The organism is Mesorhizobium sp. WSM1386, assembly GCF_055901595.1.
In genome coordinates, this window is the sequence record NZ_CM148373.1 from 6422522 (window position 1) to 6443533 (window position 21012).

A 21012-nucleotide genomic window follows, 5' to 3' on the forward strand; every position below is an offset into this window, starting at 1 on the left:
CGGGTGCCGTCAGGCGTACGAAAGCCTCTCATGCAGGAACCCGCGGTCAGCAGGCGGTGAGCTATGGGGATTTGTGTTTCGAGGTGTGCCAGCGCCTGTCGCGAACGTCCGCGCGCGGTGCTGTCAGGGCGTCGAGGAAGTAGCCTTCCGGCTTGGTCGGGTAGCCTGTCGCGATGAGGACGGTGTGGTTTGGGTGCCGAGAGACTGGCGCTGCAGCGACGCGCACATGCGTTTCCGTTGACCTGCGCCGGCGTAGCGCGGTCGTGTGGCCAGACGGGCCATGCCGGGTCATGGGGCGGTCTCCCGGTTCGTCGTCCGTGCGCCCGGCGGTCCGCGCGGCTGGCTGCACCGTTCGAACACCTCGATGACGATCATACGCCCGCCGCAGCATGGGCACGGCGGGCGGAAGTCGTCCGGTTCTGCCGGAGGATCATTCGTGACGGCAGGCGCGACCGCCAGCGGTTGGCGGGCGAGCGCGAGGCAGTCCTTGCGAGAGCCGCCTGCAAGCAAGCCATAGTGGCGGATGCGATGGAAGCCGCGCGGGAGCACATGGAGCAGGAAGCGGCGAATGAACTCGTCTGTGGTGAGCGTCATGACCTGCTGCCGGTCGGTGCCGTCGCGGCGATAATCCTTGTAGCGGAAGGTGACGCCAGCCTCTTCGAAGGCGATCAGGCGGCGGTTCGAGATCGCGACCCGGTGGGTATAGCGCGACAGATAGGCGAGCACCGCCTCGGGACCAGCGAAGGGCGGCTTGGCGTAGACCACCCAGCGCTTCTTCTTGACGGGAGCCAGGTGGCGTAGGAAGGCCCCTCGCTCGGCGAGGTGCGCCATCGATCCGAAGAAAGCGAGCCGTCCGGCATCGTGCAGTGCGATCAGCCGGGCGAGGAACAGGCGGCGGAACAGCTTGCCGAGCACGCGCACCGGAAGGAGGAAGGCCGGGCGCGAGGAGACCCAGCGGGTCCCGTCGAGCGCGATGCCACCGCCCGGCACGATCATGTGGACATGGGGATGGTGCGTCATTGCCGAGCCCCATGTGTGGAGCACGGCGGTGATGCCGATGCGCGCGCCGAGGTGCTTGGGATCAGCCGCGATCGTCACCATCGTCTCCGACGCCGCGCGGAACAGCAGGTCATCGCCTTGATGTGGAAGGCGATGTCGGCGACTTCGGCCGGCAGCGTGAACACGACATGGAAGTAGCCGACCGGCAGCAGGTCGGCTTCCCGCTCGGCGAGCCATGTACGTGCGGCCGCGCCCTGGCACTTGGGACAGTGCCGGTTGCGGCAGCTGTTGTAGGCGATGCGCCACTGGCCGCAGTCCTCGCAGGCCTCGACGTGACCGCCAAGGGCTGCGGTGCGGCAGTTTTCGATCGCTGACATCACCTTGAGATGCTGCTGGCTCAGGTGTCCTGCATGGGCGACCCGGTATCCGGGACCGGCAGCACGGAAGATGTCGGCGACCTCCAGGTCCGCGCGCACCGCTTCAACCGGGAGGCGTCTTGCCTTCCATGAGAGCCCTCAGCCGGTCGAGCGGCCCTGCGACCGCGTGGATCGTCCGGGTCGAGACTTTGGTGTAGAGCGCTGTCGTTTCGAGCTTGCTGTGGCCTAGCAGCACTTGGATGACGCGGATGTCGACATCCTGCTTGAGCAGATGGGTGGCAAAGCTGTGCCGCAGCGTATGCGGGCTGACGCGCTTGCGGATGCCTGCGACTTCAGCAGCCTCCTGGACCGCGCGGTGCAGTTGCCGTGACGAGATCGGATCGGTGCAACTGCGCCCCGGGAACAGCCAGCCATGCGGAAGCATCACCCCGCGACGCCTGCTTCGCGCCACCACAGCCGCAGCAGTTCCAAGAGTTGCGGCGAGAGCATGGCGTTGCGATCCTTGCGTCCTTTGCCCTGTTCGACCCGGATGAGCATGCGTGTGCTGTCGATATCATCGACCTTGAGGTGCGCGACCTCCGATACGCGCAGGCCCGCGCCATAGGCGACACCGAGCGCGGCCTTGTACTTGATACCAGGTGCTGCTTCGAGCAGCCGCGCCGCTTCCTCCACGCTCAGCACGTCCGGCAGCTTGCGTCGATAGCGCATGATCACCAGCACACGTGCCAGATCCCGCCGCTTCAGCGTCACCAGGAACAGAAACCGCAACGCTGAGACCGCGCCGTTGATGGTCGCAGGCCCGACGCCGTTCTCATGCTGATACAACTGGAAGCGACGGATGTCCTCGGGCGTCGCAGGTATCGGGAGAGCGTCGGAGGAAGGCTGCGAAGCGCCGGACGTGACGAACGTAGTCCTGCTGGGTATGGGGTCCTAGACCCCGCATGAGCATATCTTGCTGCATGCGCTGGCGAAGCGGCGTGATCGGTGCATCGGTCGACAGAGTATCCATGGCAAGTTCCTCTCGTTGAAGGAACTCCATGGTCGGATCGCAGCCTCTACCCGCTCAAGACCAATGCCTGTCGCACCATCTCAGAACGAGGCGCCCCCTCCCGCGAAGCGGGTTCGTGCATGAGGCGCATTGCTGCCGCCAGCCGGCAACCGCTGCGAGGATGAGGAAGGACAAACGGGTCGCTGGAACGCGCCAGCCCACTGTTCACTTGCTATGCGTTGGGATGTGCATATACTGTGCAAATGAGAGGTCGAAGATTTGCTATGGCCCACGCACAGCTCGCACATTCCACCGCGATCTCAGGCTTTGCGCCCGGCCGCGGCGAGCGCGGACCCGACGCGATCAGCTCCTGCGCGCGCAGCACGCCGATCAGATCGCGCGACACCTCCTTGCCGAAGAAGGAAGACAGCTCGCCTCGCGTGATCGGCTGGAATTAGGCAATGCACATCAAGACCAGCGCCTCCGATTGCGTCAGCTCCTTTGCCCCCTCTCCCGCCGCCGTGCCAAAGGCGGAGCGGATGACGTCTCCAAAGGCCTTCTTGGTCCGGTGCTGCCAGCCGCCGGCGACCGCGACCAGCTCATAGGGGCGGCCGGCGAGTTCGGCGCGAATGTCGTCGACGATCAGTTCGATATTGCAATTCCTTCCCACCACCCGCGCGAGGACACTGCGTTTCACCGGTTCATTTGCGGCAAAGATCACCGCTTCGACGCGGCCCATCCATTCGCGCCAGCGCAGTTCTGGCGGCAGGTGCTCCAGCTCGGTATCCAGCAAAGCTGGCTGACCGTTTGGCTTGCGGCGGGCGGACGCTTCGCTCATCGCTACAACCCAAACAGCCGAAAGGTGGTGCGGCCGGAAAGCTCGCGCACGGCCTCCAGTTGCTGCAGCCGTTCGAACAGCCGCCGCGATGCAACGCGCGACAGGTTTTTGGTCGTCAGCGAGCCGGAGACAGCATCTTCATTCAGGAGCAAAAAAATCACGTCGCCGGCGCCTTTGGCGCGCAGTTTTGGCGCCACCGCGATGAGCCGCTCCGCGCGACGCGACAGCTCGGCGGCCAACCGGCAGGACTCCGCCGCCGCTTGAACCAGTGCAACGCAGACCGCCCGTTCGAATCCGTCTTCCCCGGGTCGGATGCGCTTGCCGCCGCCGGCGCGAAAAGCCGGTCCAAAGGCCTGAGCCATAAGCAGCGGCAGCGGCCGCGGCCAGCGCAGGCTTTTTGCCAGCACCAGGTCGGTCAGCCACCAGGCCAAAAGCTCGGAGTCGGGGCGCATGGCGACGACGTGAGCGGCGATCGCCGCGGCGACGAATGGCGCCGGTCGGCCGCCGCTGACCTTTTCGTCGATTGCCGCGCACAGGTCGGCGAGAGCCTCATCGTCCCAACTGAGCCCGAGCAGCTCGACGATCTTGGCCAAACGATCGGCGGTGACAACGGGCGGCTGCACGGAAAATTGCCGCCAGGCGCCAAGCACCGCGCCGGCGGGACCGGGGTCGGACCCGGCTTGGCGCAGGTACCAGGCGTCGCGCAACGCGGCCGCGTCCTCTGAGCGGCCGGCGAGCCGCATGCTGGCGGCGGCGCAGTTGAGCGCCAGCCGCTGCCGCCAGGCCCCGGCCCAGCTGGGTTGCGCGCGAGCGAGCGTGTCGAGGGCACCCAGAGCGGCGCCGGCCCGGAAGGCGGCGTCGCCGTCGCTCGGCGCGCCGGCGCTTGTGATCGCCCAAGCCGGAACGGCCGGCGGCGCGGCGGGGCTGGCGGTCGCGGGATCGAGACGAATCATGGTTTTGGAGGGTAAAGCGGCCGTGCGCTTTTTGCTATGATTTTCGCGCCAAAACGCACAGCCTGTCGGAGCGACACAACGAACGATAATCTTGCATTATAGCTCGTATTGTTCTCTATCAGAAGTTGGCCGTTTTCTGCATTGAGAAATGGCCATTCCGGCGAGCAGAAGCCCAAAATTCACGCCGAGCAAGCTTCCCGACCGCCCCACAGCATGGGCACCGGGATGACATTTGGCCGCGCAGCCGTCGGCCGAAACCGCCGCGCTTGACGCGACGATCTCGCTAACATCATCGCCGTCGTCTCGGAGATCGGCGGGATGCCGGGCGAACCGGCGGCCGAGCCCAGTCCCTCCGCCATGGCTCCGGGCGTTCGTCGCTGGCGACCCGACTACCGGCAGTCGCCAATCCCGTGCCGGCGCGTCACCGGCCAGTGCGAGGCGGTCGGCGCCGACCAGCTTAATGATCAGAAGGTCGCCCGCTTCGTCAAGCGGACCGCGCTTGCCGCCGGCGTGCGCGGCGATCTTGCCAAAGGCGAACCCGCAAAACTTTTCGTTAGCCACTCCTTATGCGCCGGGCTCGCCTCCTCGGCCGAAGTCGATGGGGCGCAATGTGCAAAAGCAACTGGGCCATACCAGCGCCGAGATGACGCGCAAGTACCAGCGCCCCCGCGACCGCGTATCAATCTCACCAAGGCGGCCGGGCTCTGAAAAGCGCCCTCCCCTCCCCAGTTGATCGCTGGTGAGGCGGTCAGGTTCTATGAGGTGATGACAACGCCTCGTCGAGCACAGCGAGCTGCGTCTAGACTGTCGGCGGCCGACGCTTAGGACGGTCCGACATTAAGTGAATCGCGCTGTCCTTCGGTGTGACTCAGGTCGAAGGGATTCCTGAAGGCGCCGAACAGGCGTAGGTCGGTCGGATGATCGACTCGGACGCTAGAGAGCGACCCTGGGCTGGTTGACGAGCTGAAACGCTTGGTCGAGCCGGTCACGCTAGGCGATCCGGAGCGACCGCTGCTGTGGGTGTCGAAGAGCATGGACAAACTCGCCGCCGCGCTGGACTGGCCATCCGATCAGCGCCGACACGGTCGCCAAGGAGCTGGTGAAGCTCGGTTTCGTCAGCGCAATCGCTCACCGCCCTGCGTCCGCCGCCGGCACGGCGAACCTGCCCCCGAGGTAGCGGCTCAGCGCATGTTCGCAGCGGCCGAGGTGCGTACTGCCGGCTGGGGTGGGCTAGCGGTCGTCTACAGGATCACCGGGCTGGCCCGCTCGACGATCAACCGCGGCGAGGACATCTGGACGACGGCCGCGCTCATCGAGCTTGCACCCGACCGTCTCCCAGCGATCGCAAGGCCGACGAAGGCTCGCGGCATCCGGACCGCAACGCGCAGTTCGAGCACATCAACGCCAAGGTGATCGCCGCGCAGGCTGCGGGACAGCCGGTCATCTTCGTTGACACCAAGCAAAAGGAGTTGGTCGGCAACTTCAGGAACGCTGGCTCCGAGTATCGCCCCGAGGGCAATCCTCGCCGTGTGAACGTGCACGACTTCGAGGACAAGGCGCATGGCAAGGTCGTGCCATATGGCGTCTACGACGTGACGGCCAACGCCGGCTTCGTCAGCGTCAGCGTCGGCGTCATCAGCGACACGGCCGCATTCGCGGTGCAGGCAATCCGCTGCTGGCGCGAGCGCATGGGACGCGAGCGCTATCCAAAAGCAAGCGAGCTGACGATCACCGCAGACTGCGGCGGCTCGAACGGTGCACGCGTGCGGTTGTGGAAGATCGAACTGCAGAGGCTCGCTGACGAGACCGGCCTCACCCTCCACGTCCACTATCCGCCGGGCACCTCCAAGTGGAACAGGATAGAGCATCGCCTGTTCTGCCACATCACCCAGAACTGGCGCGGTCGGCCGCTGACGGATCGTCTCGCGGTGATCGAGCTGATCGGCGCGACGACGACCAAATCCGGCCTCAAGGTCGACTGCGCACTCGACACACCCACCTACCCGAAGGGCATCAAGGTCAGCGACGCCGAGATGGCAGCCCTCGACATAACCGGCGACACGTTCCATCCTGAATGGAACTACACAATCAAGCCGCGAACGTCGTAGCAGTTATTGTGCGCGGTATCCTTAGTACAGGCATGGATCATCAGCTGCGCGATCGCGCGGCATTTATGCCCGCGTCCTGCAGGCACTCGGCCTGGACGCCTGAGACAGGCCGCCGACATCAGCAACGACAGCGACGGTCAGGCGCTCGCCAGTGCCGACCTGCCCAAGCATGTCCACCTCAAGCGGCCAACCGGATCGTCCCGCGATGGCTGGGGCTTCGAGGTCGATATCGGTTCACTCGACAGAGTTCACGCTTGGATGAACAAGTGACTAAAGTAAGATGAGCGTGTGACTGCCGAAACGTATTTGGCCCCGCCGGTACTGTCGCATAGACACGCCGGGAAGCCCGCGCCTTGGGCCAAAATGGTGTCGCCTCGACCCAAACAGACCCGGATTTCGGCTGATGGTGGGCCAATATGACGGCCGGGCGGGCTCAGGCTAAGACACGAAGCCTCGGAGTTTTACATCAGTTATTAGGGGATTGTATCACCGGACCCCGCTCTCGAAATGAACGCAGCAACATGCCATGAATGCGGGGTGGCAGAATCGGCTCTTGACGTAGTCCCCATGCTGGCGAGATACAACACAAGCGGGCTCAGCAGGGAGCCTCCTTGCCGCCGCGCGCAAAAACCTCGATGACGTCCTCCTGATCGGGCTGTCCAACGCCGGTACGCACGGCTCGCAACAGATCCTTCAAAGAAAATCGCGGACTTTTAGCACTCTAAACCTCCCTGAATATGTACTTTGAGCTGCCGGTCGAGACCGTGGCGCTGTGGCCCCGTCGAAAGCAGAGCCGGCAGGAGCATTTGCCTTGTTCGAGGCGATGTATCGGAAACGATCCGCGATGCGGTGGAGCGTATCGACCTCGTCGGACGGCAAGATTGCCTCTGAAAGAGTGGGAGGACGCCAAATGGACGAAGTCAATACAACGAGTGCCGGCAAATGATGACACTGGTCAAGCGCCTAAAGGCCGCGGCTCATCTTGATCGACTTCGAATCCTGGGACTTTGTGCGCATGCGGACCTAACCGTCTGCGAGCTAGCAGAAGTTCTGAGTCTGGCGCGTGAGCACGTAATCGCACACGTCCGCCAGCTCGCCAGAGCTGGCTTTCTTCTCGGCAACGAACAGCGCCCCTGGCCTTCGTATCACCTCGAAGCAGGATGCTCGGACGGCGGCTTGGTTCAATTGTTGGTTGATCTCCTGCCCCACGGCGATGGCCATCACAGACAAGACCTACAGCGCCTGGAAGCGATACAGGGCGCGGTCAAAGGTGGCCGCCTGCTTGTCCCGAAACTTAGTCCCAATGGAGCGCGAAGCTGATATGAACAATTCGACTGGCGGGGCCATCGCGGAGCTTGATACTTGCGAATGGCCTCATCTGGCTGTCGCAGATTCCCGCGTTCACGAGCTGCTTTTAAGACAGGAGCGCCAGGAGCGGACGACCCTCAAACTTATCGCCTCCGAGAACTTCGTGTCCTCCGCGGTGCTGGAAGCGACCGGGTCTATTTTCACCAACAAGTATGCTGAGGGATATCCCGGCGCGCGCTACTACGCCGGAAACGAGATTGTCGATGAGCTTGAGAACCTCGCCATCGAGCGATTGAAGGCGCTATTCGGCTGTGAACACGCCAACGTGCAGCCTTATTCCGGCTCGCCGGCCAATCAGGCTGTCTGTCGAGCGCTGTTGTGTCCGGGAGACAAGATGATGGGCTTGGACCTCCCCGCCGGCGGGCATCTGACGCACGGTTGGGGCGTGAACTTCTCCGGCACGGACTATGAGCGAGTTCCGTACGAGCTACACGAAAAGACTCAGCAGATTGACCATGACCGCTTGCGCGAGACGGCCAAACGCGAACGACCGAAGCTCATTTGGGTCGGAGGAACTGCTTATCCGCGCATTTTTGACTATAAGGCAATGGCCGAAATCGCTTCGGAGGTGAACTCCTATCTGGTGGCCGACATCGCCCACATCAGCGGGCTCGTTGTCGCAGGCGTGCATCCGAATCCCGTTGGCCATTGCGATGTGGTCACCAGCACCTCCCACAAATCGATCCGCGGCCCTCGTGGTGGCTTCATCTTGTCAAGGAATGAAGACCGCTATCAGGCGCTCTATCATCCCAAGAGCAAACACAATCTGGCCAGACGCATAGACCGTGCCGTGTTCCCTCTCCTCCAGGGCGGACCGCACATGAATACGATTGCCGCGCTGGCTGTCGCTCTGCACGAAGCAGGGAATGCATCCTTCCGTGTGTACGGTCAGCAGATCGTCAACAACGCCAAGGCTCTGGCCCAGGCGCTTCTGGAGCGAGGTTATGAACTCGTAACGGGGGGCACTGACAATCACATGCTGATCCTTGATCCTCGGGACCGACCGCTGTCTGGGAAAGACTATGCCGAGCGCTTGTCGGAAGCAGGGATCATTACGAATTTCAACATGGTGCCGGGCGACCGGCGCCATCCCGCGCTCACCAGCGGCATACGGTTAGGCACGCCAGCAGTGACGTCGGTGGGGATGCGCGAGGCGGAGATGGTGCAGATTGCAGCGTTCATCGACCTGGTTTGCCGCCAGCCCGATGATTCGGACGTCCATGCCGGCGTGTGCAGAGACGTTGCCGACTTCTGTGCTGCGTTCGACATGCCTGGCATCTCCGACAGGTAAGGCGGCCGGATCAACTGTCACATCCGATTCCAACGTTTGAAGCGAGGACATTCTATGACCAGACAATTCGTGTTCTCTTCCGAATCCGTCGGTGCGGGACATCCCGACAAGATGGCCGACAATATCTCAGATGGCGTGCTTGATGCGATCCTTCGCAAGGATCCGAAGGCTCGTGTTGCTTGTGAAGCGTTGGTGAAGTCGGGGATGGTCGTTCTGGCTGGCGAGATCACCAGCCACGCGCAGATCGACTACAGCCAAGTTGCCCGCGATGTCATTTTGGACATTGGATATGACGACGATGCGATCGGCTTTGACGGCCGGCGTTGCGCCGTGATCTTGGCCTTGACCGAGCAGTCGCCTGACATCAGCCAGGGGGTCGACGAGGGACGAGGGCAGGATCTTGAGCAGGGAGCGGGGGATCAGGGCCTCATGTTCGGGTACGCGTGCAACGAGACCGAAACATTGATGCCGTTGCCAATCCAACTCGCTCACGATTTGACAAAAAAACAGGCAAAGGTGCGCCAAACCGGACGCCTTGGCTGGCTTCGCCCGGACGTTAAATCTCAAGTGTCCGTCCGCTACGAGGGTTTGCGCCCGGTAGCGCTTGATACCATAGTCCTGTCGACGCAGCATGACGAGGAGGTCTCACAAGCCACGGTGCGCGAAGCCGTGATTGAGGAGATCATAAGGCCGGTCTTGCCTCAGGACCTGGATACGACGGGGATAAGATTCCTGGTGAATCCAACAGGCCGGTTCGTGGTGGGTGGGCCGCGCGGCGATTGCGGGCTTACCGGCCGCAAGATCATCGTCGATTCCTACGGCGGCATGGGGCGTCATGGCGGCGGCGCCTTTTCGGGCAAGGACCCGTCCAAGGTCGATCGATCGGCCGCCTATGCGGCGCGGTACGTCGCAAAAAACGTCGTTGCCAGCGGACTTGCGGAGGTGTGCGAGGTTCAGCTTGCTTATGCGATCGGTGTGGCCGCGCCGGTCTCAGTCCTCGTCAATACATTCGGAACCGCAAAGATTGATGAAAAAAGGATCGAGCGCGCCGTCCTTGAGCTTTTCGATCTCCGGCCGAAAGGCATCATCAAGACGCTTGATCTCTTACGGCCGATTTACCGCAAGACCGCGACATACGGACACTTCGGCCGCGAAGAGCCGGAGTTCACCTGGGAAAAGACGGATAGAGCTGACGAGCTGTTGCGAGAGGCAGGACCGGCAGCTGCGTGATGCACGGGTATTGGATGCGTCGGCATATGGCGACCCCTCCACACTCGCCAAAAACAGGCCGGCCCCGGCGTGGCGAGAAGCCGGCTCTGGTTTTTGGCGGAGATATTGATGCCGGATTATGACGTGCTTTGCATCGGCAATGCCATTGTCGACATCATCGCCCAGTGCGAGGAGGAATTCCTCGAAACCAACGGCATCATCAAGGGCGCGATGAACCTCATCGATACCCACCGCGCCGAACTGCTCTACAGCCGCATGGGTCCGGCGATCGAAGCCTCCGGCGGCAGCGCCGGCAACACGGCGGCCGGCGTCGCCTCCTTCGGCGGCCGTGCCGCCTTCTTCGGCAAGGTTTCCAACGATGCGCTGGGCGAAATCTACGCGCATGACATCCATGCGCAGGGCGTCGCCTTCGACACCAAACCGCTCAAGGGCGAGCCGCCGACGGCCCGCTCGATGATCTTCGTCACCCCCGACGGCGAGCGCTCGATGAACACCTATCTCGGCGCCTGCGTCGAGCTCGGGCCGGAGGACGTCGAGGCCGACAAGGCGTCTGGCGCCAAGGTCACCTATTTCGAGGGCTATCTGTGGGATCCGCCGCGCGCCAAGGAAGCGATCCGGCAGACGGCCAGGCTGGCGCACGCGGCAAACCGCGAAGTGTCGATGACACTTTCGGATTCGTTCTGCGTCGACCGCTACCCCGACGAATTCCTCGAGTTGATGCGCTCGGGCACGGTCGATATCGTCTTTGCCAACAGCCACGAGATCAAGTCGCTCTACCAGACATCGTCGTTCGACGAGGCGCTGGCGCAGATCCGCAAGGATTGCCGGATCGCCGCCGTGACGCGGTCCGAGAAAGGCTCCGTCATCGTGCGCGGCGACGAGACCGTGGTCATCAAGGCCCCGCCATCAAGGAGCTGGTCGACACGACCGGCGCCGGCGACCTCTACGCCGCCGGCTTCCTGCATGGCTACACGCAAGGCCGCGACCTCAAGACCTGCGGCGACCTTGGCTCACTGGCGGCCGGATTGGTGATCCAGCAGATCGGCCCCAGGCCCCGGCAGAATTTGCGCCGCGAGGCTGAACAGGCGGGGCTGTTGTAGGGCAATATTTCGGCCACATATTGCCCACCCCTCCCCCTGTGCAGGCTGTCCAGACGAGCGCGTGTAAATCGAACGCGTACCAGTCCGAGAAGGAGGCCGGTTTTCTCTAAATTTCTGATTGTTGAGGCTCAGGAACACTGTCGCACTTCGGGCCAGTACTGCCGTCCGATCATGAATGGCCCACACGCGCCATTTTTTGACGAAGTCGTTTTGAGACGGGATCGTACAAAACGCAGATTCGGGAGCCAAAGTCTGCACACGCGAGAGTTCGCGCAGAGGCTCAGCTGGACGGCGACATGGAACTTGGAAACACGCCGCAGGCGAACAATTCACATAAGCACATAAACATTTCTTTATGCGTCATTGACAACAATGCGAGCGGCTGCGATTGTCGGCGTGTCGTGGTTCTTCGCAAGGCGTTGCCCCTGCGGAACTAAGAGGGAAGCCGGTGCAATGCCGGCGCTGCCCCCGCAACTGTAAGCGGCGAGCCAACCCACCAATGTCACTGGGGCGAACTGCCCCGGGAAGACGGGCAGAGGCTGTGACCCGCGAGCCAGGAGACCTGCCACGGTAACAACGTCCACGGGCGGGGTGTCTGGTGGCCGCGGCAGCTCGGCGTTGAGGCCGGACTGTCAGCGCCTTCCTTGTCCCCGCCCCAACCATCGGGGTATGGAATGAATGTCTCCCAGCAAGTTCCCACAGCAACGCTTGGCGTGCCGCGTATCGGTCGCCGGCGAGAACTGAAATTCGCGCTCGAAAGCTACTGGTCCGGAAAATCTTCTGCTACCAGCCTTCTGGCGACGGCAAAGGCGCTCCGTGCAGCCAGCTGGAACGAGCAGCACGACCGCGGCGTGTCAAAAATCCCGTCGAACGATTTCTCACTGTATGACCATGTGCTCGACACGGCAGCAATGGTCGGCGCCGTGCCAGCTCGTTACGGCTGGACGGGCGGCGAGGTCCCGCTTGACAACTACTTCGCGATGGCGCGCGGCACGCAAGGCGATAGCGCGGGTTGCGGACACGCCAGTCACGGGCATGCAGTTCAGGGGCAGCGCGTGACCGCAATGGAAATGACCAAATGGTTCGACACGAACTACCACTACATCGTGCCGGAACTGGCGGACGATCAGACATTCGCCCTCTCGTCGACCAAACCAGTCGATCACTTTCTGGAGGCAAAAGAGCTCGGCATCCATACACGCCCGGTCATCCTTGGACCGGTGACCTTCCTGAAGCTGGCGAAGTCTCCCGACCAGGGCTTTAATCCCATAGCGCTGCTACCGCGCCTGCTGCCGGTCTACGAGCAACTCCTGCAGAGGCTGGAGCTCTCGGGGGCCGACTGGGTGCAGATTGATGAGCCGGCGCTTGTGCTCGATCTCAACCCGAACGAACGAGCTGCCTTCAAATTCACCTACGGGCAGCTGTCTAAAGCCGCGCCCAAGTTAAAAATTATGCTGGCTACCTATTTCGGGCCGCTGGGAGACAATCTCGAGACCGCGCTTTCACTGCGCCTGGCGGGCCTACATCTCGACCTCGTGCGCGCTCCCGAGCAGTTGGAGACGGTTGGTCGGCTCGCACCAAAGGATCTGGTGCTCTCACTTGGCTTGATCGACGGCCGCAATGTCTGGCGTGCGAACCTGACTGCCATTCTCGACCGGATCAAGCCGGTCATTGCCGGCTGGCCGCTGGACCGCGTCGAAATTGCGCCTTCCTGCTCAATGCTTCATGTGCCGATGGACCTGCGAATGGAGACCGCGCTCGATGTAGACGTCCGTTCGTGGCTGGCATTCGCCGCCCAGAAGACTGAAGAGCTGCTCGTGCTGGCCCAAGCTTTGTCCGAAGGCAGGGAGGCCGTAGCAGGCGCCCTGAAAGCTTCTGCCGAGGCGGGCCGCCGCGCGCGCAATGTCGACAAAGGTCCATGATCCGCTCGTCCACGGGGGCGTTAGCAGCATTGACGGCGCCATGAAGCAACGAAAGAGCGCATTTGCCAAGCGCTCGAGAGTCCAGGCTGACGCACTCGGCTTGCCGCCGTTCCCGACGACCACCATCGGGTCCTTCCCGCAGACGCCCGAGGTGCGCAGGGCACGCTCCGCTCATGCTAATGGCCGACTGAGCTATATCGACTACCAGGCCTTTCTGAGGAAGGAGACCGAGGCGGCGGTCCGTTGGCAGGAAGAGATCGGGCTGGACGTGCTGGTACATGGCGAGTTCGAACGCAACGACATGGTGCAGCATTTCGGCGAGCAGTTGTCCGGCCTCGCCTTCACCCAGCATGGCTGGGTGCAAAGTTATGGGTCGCGGCTCGTGCGCCCTCCCATCATCTTCGGCGACGTATCGCGGCCCAATCCGACGACGGTCTTCTGGTGGCAATTTGCCCAGTCGCTGACGAAAAAGCCGGTGAAGGGCATGCTCACTGGTCCAGTGACGATTCTTAACTGGTCTTTTGTGCGCGACGACTTACCCCGCGCCGAGGTCTGCCGGCAGATCGCACTCGCGATCCGTGATGAAGTGGCCGACCTCGAAAGAGCTGGCGCCAGGGTGATCCAGACCGATGAGGCCGCGTTTCGCGAAGGTTTGCCCCTTCGGAAGTCCGATTGGAAACATTATCTCGGCTGGGCTGTCGAATGCTTCCGGCTCGCTTCGACGGGTGTAGAGGACGCGACCCAAATTCATACCCACATGTGCTATTCGGAGTTCAATGAGATCATCGACTCGATCGCTGAACTGGATGCGGACGTGATTTCAATCGAGACGTCGCGCTCCAAAATGGAACTGCTGGACGCCTTCACCAAGTCCAAATATCCGAACGAAATCGGTCCCGGCGTCTACGATATTCACTCACCACGTGTCCCGGAGATCGGCGAGATTTTGCATCTCGCCCAACTTGCTCGCGAGCGACTGTCGGACCGCCAACTGTGGGTGAATCCGGACTGCGGCCTCAAAACAAGGAAATGGGAAGAGGTCCGCCCTGCCCTCATCAACATGGTCGCTGCAGCATGCGCGCTGCGGGAGAAAGTGCAGGTGCAGGCCGCTGGGCTTCTGTGACCGGTAGCTTCGGTTGCACAATGGATGTCCCGGTCGCGGCCGACGTACGAACCCGGATCTCAGCGCCAACTTAAGGAGGGTCCGTTCCGGACACATAGGTTACGGTTTATACCGGAGACATGGGTAACACTTTTGGCCCGAAAGGGTTTTGGAGTGGTTCGAGCCTGCATGTCTCATCGTCGAAATATCCCAAATCATAGTCCATGAAGGTAGCCAGCCAGATATGGTCCTCGACCTGTTTGATGCCGACGGTCTGGCCGGCGAAGACGAGACTGAGATTGATCTTCTTGCGATTGTAGCAGATGCGGCCGCAGGTGGTGACGGTGACAGCCTTGTCGTGAAACGGATAGTCGAGGTCCGGCAGGCCGGTGTAGGGGCGCGTTGAGGGCGTGTAGCGCTCTGCCGGACGGTCCATGCCGAGTGCCTGATGCGGGCGTTCTGAGTTGAACTCGTCGATGAAGTCATCGAACCTGGCCTGCTGCTGAAGGAAATTGGCGCCTGCCGGTTTGGTGGCTTCCCTCTTCAGGGTGAGGTGCATGCGTTCATGGCGCCCGTTCTGCTGCGGGCAGCCCGGCTTGATGCGCTCGATGTCGATGCCCAGGCGCAGCCACCAGACCGACAGCTTGCTGAGGTTGAACAGCGCGTTGGGGCTGGCGAAGGGAACGCCATTGTCGGTCCTGATCGCGCTGGGCAGGCCGAACTCTTTGAAAACGCTTTCGAACACGGTGAAGGCAAAGGCTTCCTTGGTGGTCGACAGCGCCTCGCAGGCGATGAGATAGCGGCTGGCGAAGTCGGTGATGGTCAGGGGATAGCAATAACGTCGGTCGGCGAGCATGAACTCGCCCTTGTAGTCGGCACACCAAAGATCGTTGGGTCGATAGCCGTTTGAAAGCGGTGTCCCCGTCGCCCTGTTGCGCCTTCGCTTGCGGTGCTCGACCATGCCGTGCCGGTCGAGCACCGCATGCACTGTCGAGATCGCGGGCCGGTGCACATCGGGATACAGCCGGGCCAGCCGCTCGCGTATCTTCGGCGCCCCCCATGTCGGCTTATCTTGCTTCAGGCGCACAATCAGCTTCTCGATTTGAAACGGAAGCTGATTGGCGTGGCGATAGGGCCGGCGCGATCGATCCGTCAGCCCTTCAAGGCCGCTGTCATTGTAGCGCGTGAGGATCTTGTAGCCGGTCTTGCGCGAGATATCGAACTCCCGGCAAAGCACCGCCATCTTCTCGCCGTCCAGCAACCGGGCGACGAACTTCAGCCGCTCTTCCATGACGTTACACTCCTTCCAAGGCACCTTGCTCTCCTTGCAAAGGGCCGAAAGTGTAACCCATCTATCCGGAATGAACTGTCACCCATCTCTCGGGAAGGGCAGAGACCGACGCACCTTCCGTGCCTAACGTCGGGGGACTTGTGCTCCAATGATAATCACACCATTGCAAGTATACTCCTTATGGCAGGCATTGGCGCGCTTACGTACATCGTTGTGCGTGATACAAAGAACGGCATCCCGTTGGGTGATCAGCAAAGACACAAGTCAAAACCGAGCCTCTGCTCAGTATCCGTACGCTGGCGGCCGCCTATTAATGGGTATTTAGGATCAATAGTGTCCGCTTAAACTTAGTGGACGCTTAAGCATGAAATACCTGGCCATTGAGACGCCATCGACGGCAGAAGTTGATAAGACCGCAGCTCCGCCGCTGGCGGCGAGCGGGAACCGCAAGTGGGGTCGCCGCAGGTGGACGATCGAGCAGAAGCTGGCGATTGTGCGTGAGGTGCAGGCGACCGGTGATCCGGTGGCGATTGTGGCGCGGTGTCACGACATGAATGAGAACCACTTGTTCGCCCTAATGAGGCGAGCGCGTGAAGGGAGATTGATTGACCGATCCAACCGGCTGCCGATCGCGACTGCGCCGAACGCCTTCATCGACCTGGGCGTGATCAGTCCCGGTAAGCAGGATGGAGAGCTGGAAGCCCGCGCAACTGTGCGACCACGCTGTGAAGTCCGGGCCGCCGCTGGCCAGCCGATGCCTGCTGGTGGCCGGATGGAGATTGTCGGGGCCAATGGCCGGCGCGTGATCGTTGACCGGACCGTCGACGTAGGCGTTCTGATGCGGATCGTGCAGGGGCTGGAAAAGCTGTGATGGTTCCCATGGAAGGCGTGCGCGTGTGGCTGGCGACGGGCTATACAGACATGCGGTGCGGGTTCCCATCGCTTGCGCTGCGGGTGCAGGAAGTGCTCAAAATGAACCCACTTGAAGGCAATCTCTTCGTCTTTCGGGGCCGCTGCGGTTCACTTTTGAAATGTATTTGGCATGACGGCCAAGGATCCTGCCTGTCACAAAAAGGTTGGAGCGCGGCCGCTACATATGGCCGACAATTGAAGGCGGAGCGGTAAAAATATCTTCGGCGCAGCTAAGCTACCTCTTGGTTGGCATACACTGGCGCAATCCTCAAGAAACATGGCGTTCATCTCGTGTCGGAGGCATTTCTTGATTGAATTTACATGGAGATCTGATTCAATAGCTTCGTGACATCGAAGCCTGTTGATCTCCCTGCGGACCTTGCTAGTGCCTACATGGCGCTGCTGGCGGCGCATGAGGCGCTGCAGGCTGAGCGCGATGTCGCCGTCAACGCGCAGGTCGAAGTCACCAGGGCGCAGGCCGAAGCCATCACCTGGCAGGCCGAAGCGACCTCCGCGCAAGCAGAGGCCGCGAGCGCGCAGGCGAAGCTGTCGGATACCGAGGCGCGGATTGCTGAGCTTGATCTGCTTCTCAAGAAACTGAGGCGCGAACTGTACGGGCGGCGCTCCGAGCGTACCCGGCGACTGCTCGAGCAACTGGAACTGGAGCTCGAGGACCTCGTGACCTCGGCGACCGAGGACGAGCTTGAAGCGGCCGCCGCGGCGGCGAAGACGCAGAACGTACGCTCCTTTGAGCGCAAGCGGCCAGTGCGCAAGCCTTGGCCCGATGACATCGAGCGCGAGCGCGTCGTCATCGACCCTCCCACCGCCTGCGGTTGCTGCGGGGGATCGCGGTTGGCCAGGCGGCTCGACGCACTGTTTGAGATCGAACGCGAGATCAACGGCAAGACCGCCGACGAGCGGCGCGCCGTGCGCCAGGAAAAAAGCAAGCCCCTCTTCGACGACATGCACGCGTGGTTGCTGCACGAGCGCGAACCCCTCTCTCGGTCTTCCGATGTCCTGAAGCCGATGAACTACATGCTCTCCCGCTGGGCCGACTTCGCCCGCTTCGACGATGGCAGGATCTGCCTGTCCAACAATGCCGCCGAGCGCGGATTGAGAGGTGTTGCCCTTGGCCGCCGTGCATGGACCTTTGCAGGTAGCCAGCGTGGCGCCGACCGTACCGCCGTCATGCTGACGATAATCATGACCTGTCGCCTCAACGACGTTGATCCGAAGGCCTGGCTCGCCGACGTCCTTGCTCGAATCGCCAATCTGCCCGCCTCGCGTCTGCACGAACTGCTGCCCTGGGAATGGAAGCACCTGCGAGAAGCCGAAAAGCCCGCTGATCAGCAAGCTGCCTGAACCTCACGCGCGACAATCATAGAGCCGCACGTCCTCACGCGCACGAACACATTCCGCGGCCCCCGTCGTATGCGTACTCTGCTCAGCGGTTTATGTTTTCAAACAGCCTGCTACACCGCCGGGCGCATCCTCTCCCGACGCACGTTGTATTGGCCCCTACTGTCGGTTTTGTCGAGTTAGCGACACTGTGTTGTTCGCCCCGGAGTGCGGCCGCGCTCGCAACGAAGCCTCTAAAGAACATGCATAAGCGCTGTTTGGGGCTTCCTGGACAGTTGGCACGACCTTTGCTGATCTCCTTGTGCGGCGGCACACGCTGCCGCATTACTGCTCCCGTGATTTCAAGCTCTAGGAAAGGAGAAAAAATGAAGACCGATATGCAAGCCTACGGTGTGACCGAGTTAACGCGCGTAGAAGCATGTTCAACCTCCGGAGGGTGGTTCTTGCTGACGGCAATAGTTTGCGGAATTCTCGGTAGGGTTAGCTATAGCATCCGCAGTGATGTATTTTAATCGCCATTAAATGAGATCCAGGATATTCGCGGATTCCTGGAGTTGGCCTTGGTCATCTCCAGGCACCTTGCTGGGCTATGTTACCCGGCCGATTGCCAGTCTGATCCAGACCAACCGGATCGTTCAGGATGCTTTTATCGCGGCGGATCGCCTGTTCGAGATCTTCGACCTGGAGCCGGAAAGCGGTGGCGGCATCGATGCCGCCAAATCCGACATTGGCGACATCCACCTGGAGAAGGTCACGTTCCGCTATGGTAGCCAGCTCGAGCTTTTCGAGGATCTTAGCGTCACCTTCCGCCGGGGGGAAATGACAGCGGTGGTGGGGGAAAGCGGCTCGGGCAAGAGCACCCTTGCGGCGCTGCTGCAGAATGTCTACCCGCTTGAGGGTGGACACATCCGGATCGGCCGTTATGCCCTCCAGGACCTGTCGACCGTATCCCTGCGCAAGGTTGTCGCTGCGGTGCCGCAATCGATCGACGTGTTCTCGGGCTCGGTGATCGACAACATCGCCCTTGGCGAGTTCGAGCCGGACATCGAAAAGATCCTCCATATCTGCGATCAAATAGGGCTGCGGGAGGTGATCGAGCGCTGGCCCGATGGCTTCCAGGCCTATCTAGGCGAAAACGGCGTACGCCTCTCCGGGGGCGAGAAGCAGCGCCTTTCGTTGGCTCGGGCTCTGTACCGGGATCCGGAGATCCTGATCCTCGACGAAGCAACCTCCTCTCTCGACTCGGTCGCCGAGGCGTTTGTCCTGCGACTGGTGGAGGATCTGCGTCGGGACGGCAAGACCATCGTCATCATCTCTCATCGACTGAGCACCATCCGTTGCGCCGACAAAATAGTGGTCTTGGACAAGGGGCGGGTTGTTGCGGAGGGAAGGCATGCTGATTTGGTGGCTACTGAAGGCGCTTACGCTCGCGTGCCGCGGTCCGATCCGTCGACGAGTTAGACAGCGATAGGCATCGTATTGCGGATGTCCTCGCAGCGTTGGACGAGTTTCCAATCGACCGAAAGGCTCAACCGACGACGGAAGCCGGCTTTTAGCTCGAAGAGGGCCACGCAGCCCTCAAAGCTAAAGCCGAGGGAGATCTACTGGATCGCCCCCGATCGGGCTGCGCAACCCCAGTCAGCTGACGCCCGATCTTGCTGCGCCCTGCGCCGATGAGGACAGCCTCATCCGACTCTATTCGCTGTCGTCGGCACACTGGAAAGTCTATTCCGATCCTGATCTTTGAGAAGCTTCCGTCTGCGCATCGCCCGACTCCATCACGACACTCGATGGAACGATGACAAACTGAGCGGCACATACGTCAGCCTTGGCTAGGGCCATCCACAGAGATCAAGTGCAAAGACCGATATCGTACTCGGGTTCTCGCCAGGCATCCCAAAGATGGGGCACTCGGCTGCTGCGGGTCACCGTCGACTTCAGTCACACTTACTGATCTCGAAGCGGTTGGCCACGCGCAAGCGGAGCACCCTGGCCAGCCGTTGTGCTCCAATCCGTGCTCATTCATTAGTTTTGCAGCAGCATGCAGCGCCTTTCCAGCATCGTAGGCGATCTCTGGGCAAACGAACCCTACGAGCTGCCAACAAGATCCGCCGACGATTGCGTCTGACTGACCCCTTGTTTTTGCTCCACCTTTCCTAAGCCCGCTGCAGTTGTCGCACCGGCTCAGGTCTTGCCGGCTGAGGCCGTGAATGCGCCTCAGACGCCACCGTCATGAAAGCCTGAAGTGCCGCAGAGAGATACTCGTCGCTCCGCGTCACAAAAACAGTCGGCGCCGACCGCATGTCGTCAGGTAGCAGGTGTATAATGAGCTGTCCGTCGGCTGCCGCATCCTGAACGACCCCCCGAGGTAGCATGGCCATCCCCACCCCGGCGGCGACGCAGCCGATGATCCCGTCCATTGTTCCAAGTTCCATCCAGCGGACATGCGTTACCCCACACGCCGCCAGGAACATGTCCATGCGCCGGCGGTAGGAACATCCCGATCGAAAGGCGAGGACCTTCAGAGCCGGTGATGCGGCCAAGGCCTTCAGATCCGAAAGCTCGCGAAACCGCGGCGAGGAGATCACAACGAGCTCCTCTTCGACGATCGATAGGCTTTTCAGTTCGGGATGAGCGATGGGGCCGGAGACGAACGCGCCATCCAGTTTGCGTGCAACGACCTCGCTGACGAGCTTTTCCGTCGGGGCAGCCTCCACCAGTACGTCGACCTCAGGATATTCTGCCGCATAGCGGATCAGGATCGGCGGAAGGCGAAGCGCTGCAGTGGTCTCCATCGAGCCGATCCTGAGTAAACCGCACGGCGTACCGCGGTCTGTGACGACGCGCTTGGCTTCATCCAGAAGCTCTCCGACGCGCTCGGCATAGGGCACGAGCTGAATGCCGGTGGCTGTCAGTGTAACCCCTCGCCTGGAGCGATGAAAAAGCGGAGCACCGATTTCCTCCTCAAGCGATTTTATTCTCGCGGTGACGTTGGATTGCACCGTGTTGAGTACACCGGCAGCCCCTCCGATGCTGTTTGCTCTCACAACCGCCTGGAAAAACCTGAGGTCGGCGCTGTTCATCAGCCATCTCCTTTTCAGATGAAAAACATCTGATCTAATCGTTTGTCTTAAGTCAAGTGCCGTAATAGCGTCAAAAAAATTTCCATGAACA

Annotated in this window: 8 protein-coding genes, 11 pseudogenes and 1 riboswitch; of the genes and pseudogenes, 12 read left to right on the top strand and 7 right to left on the bottom strand. The window is 61.6% G+C overall.

What is annotated here, in order from left to right; translation table 11 throughout:
- Positions 1-288: 288 nt before the first annotated feature.
- The 4 genes and pseudogenes from AC0NIH_RS31320 to AC0NIH_RS31335 form a co-directional block, all read right to left on the bottom strand.
- Positions 289-1475, bottom strand: a pseudogene (locus AC0NIH_RS31320) (IS91 family transposase).
- A gap of 4 nt (positions 1476-1479) precedes the next feature.
- A pseudogene (locus AC0NIH_RS31325) lies at positions 1480-2385 on the bottom strand (tyrosine-type recombinase/integrase).
- 307 nt (positions 2386-2692) lie between these two features.
- A pseudogene (scpB, locus tag AC0NIH_RS31330) lies at positions 2693-3202 on the bottom strand (SMC-Scp complex subunit ScpB); the annotation flags it as partial.
- A gap of 2 nt (positions 3203-3204) precedes the next feature.
- Positions 3205-4155, bottom strand: coding sequence for a DUF1403 family protein (locus tag AC0NIH_RS31335; RefSeq protein ID WP_473469316.1), 951 nt, complete (start codon positions 4153-4155; stop codon positions 3205-3207).
- 414 nt (positions 4156-4569) lie between these two features.
- On the opposite strand from AC0NIH_RS31335, the pseudogene AC0NIH_RS31340 reads away from it, so the two are divergent.
- The 4 pseudogenes from AC0NIH_RS31340 to AC0NIH_RS31355 all read left to right on the top strand — a co-directional run.
- Positions 4570-4863, top strand: a pseudogene (locus tag AC0NIH_RS31340) (tyrosine-type recombinase/integrase); the annotation flags it as partial.
- A 228-nt stretch (positions 4864-5091) separates the two neighbouring features.
- Positions 5092-5269, top strand: a pseudogene (locus AC0NIH_RS31345) (ISAzo13-like element transposase-related protein); the annotation flags it as partial.
- Between the two features lie 223 nt (positions 5270-5492).
- Positions 5493-6263, top strand: a pseudogene (locus tag AC0NIH_RS31350) (ISAzo13 family transposase); the annotation flags it as partial.
- A gap of 52 nt (positions 6264-6315) precedes the next feature.
- Positions 6316-6473 (top strand): annotated as a pseudogene (locus AC0NIH_RS31355) (XRE family transcriptional regulator); the annotation flags it as partial.
- Between the two features lie 828 nt (positions 6474-7301).
- On the opposite strand, the gene AC0NIH_RS31360 reads toward AC0NIH_RS31355, so the two are convergent.
- Positions 7302-7484: a hypothetical protein gene (locus AC0NIH_RS31360; RefSeq protein WP_473469313.1), complete on the bottom strand. Its 183-nt coding sequence runs from the start codon at positions 7482-7484 to the stop codon at positions 7302-7304.
- Positions 7485-7584: 100 nt separating this feature from the next.
- Between AC0NIH_RS31360 and AC0NIH_RS31365 the strand changes: the two genes are divergently transcribed.
- From AC0NIH_RS31365 to metE, 4 genes and pseudogenes are all read left to right on the top strand, one after another.
- Positions 7585-8922, top strand: coding sequence for a serine hydroxymethyltransferase (locus AC0NIH_RS31365; RefSeq protein ID WP_473469310.1), 1338 nt, complete (start codon positions 7585-7587; stop codon positions 8920-8922).
- 54 nt (positions 8923-8976) lie between these two features.
- Positions 8977-10152 (top strand): methionine adenosyltransferase, encoded by a 1176-nt coding sequence (gene metK / locus AC0NIH_RS31370; RefSeq protein WP_473469308.1) that lies wholly within the window; start codon positions 8977-8979, stop codon positions 10150-10152.
- A gap of 108 nt (positions 10153-10260) precedes the next feature.
- A pseudogene (locus AC0NIH_RS31375) lies at positions 10261-11252 on the top strand (adenosine kinase).
- 385 nt (positions 11253-11637) lie between these two features.
- Positions 11638-11836, top strand: a riboswitch (cobalamin riboswitch).
- A 90-nt stretch (positions 11837-11926) separates the two neighbouring features.
- Positions 11927-14297 (top strand): annotated as a pseudogene (metE, locus tag AC0NIH_RS31380) (5-methyltetrahydropteroyltriglutamate--homocysteine S-methyltransferase).
- A gap of 106 nt (positions 14298-14403) precedes the next feature.
- On the opposite strand, the gene AC0NIH_RS31385 reads toward metE, so the two are convergent.
- Positions 14404-15591 (bottom strand): IS481 family transposase, encoded by a 1188-nt coding sequence (locus tag AC0NIH_RS31385; RefSeq protein ID WP_474025119.1) that lies wholly within the window; start codon positions 15589-15591, stop codon positions 14404-14406.
- Positions 15592-15931: 340 nt separating this feature from the next.
- Between AC0NIH_RS31385 and AC0NIH_RS31390 the strand changes: the two genes are divergently transcribed.
- From AC0NIH_RS31390 to AC0NIH_RS31405, 4 genes and pseudogenes are all read left to right on the top strand, one after another.
- A complete protein-coding gene (locus tag AC0NIH_RS31390; protein ID WP_473469904.1) occupies positions 15932-16438 on the top strand; it encodes a transposase in 507 nt (168 codons plus the stop codon).
- 50 nt (positions 16439-16488) lie between these two features.
- A pseudogene (tnpB, locus tag AC0NIH_RS31395) lies at positions 16489-16790 on the top strand (IS66 family insertion sequence element accessory protein TnpB).
- Between the two features lie 82 nt (positions 16791-16872).
- Complete coding sequence (locus AC0NIH_RS31400; protein WP_473469454.1) at positions 16873-17841, top strand: IS66 family transposase; 969 nt, start codon at positions 16873-16875, stop codon at positions 17839-17841.
- A 573-nt stretch (positions 17842-18414) separates the two neighbouring features.
- Positions 18415-19299 (top strand): annotated as a pseudogene (locus AC0NIH_RS31405) (ATP-binding cassette domain-containing protein); the annotation flags it as partial.
- Between the two features lie 695 nt (positions 19300-19994).
- Here AC0NIH_RS31405 and AC0NIH_RS31410 read toward each other — a convergent pair.
- Positions 19995-20921 carry a LysR family transcriptional regulator gene (locus AC0NIH_RS31410; protein ID WP_473469452.1) on the bottom strand — a complete coding sequence of 309 codons (927 nt, stop codon included), beginning with the start codon at positions 20919-20921 and terminating at the stop codon, positions 19995-19997.
- Between the last annotated feature and the right edge of the window lie 91 nt (positions 20922-21012).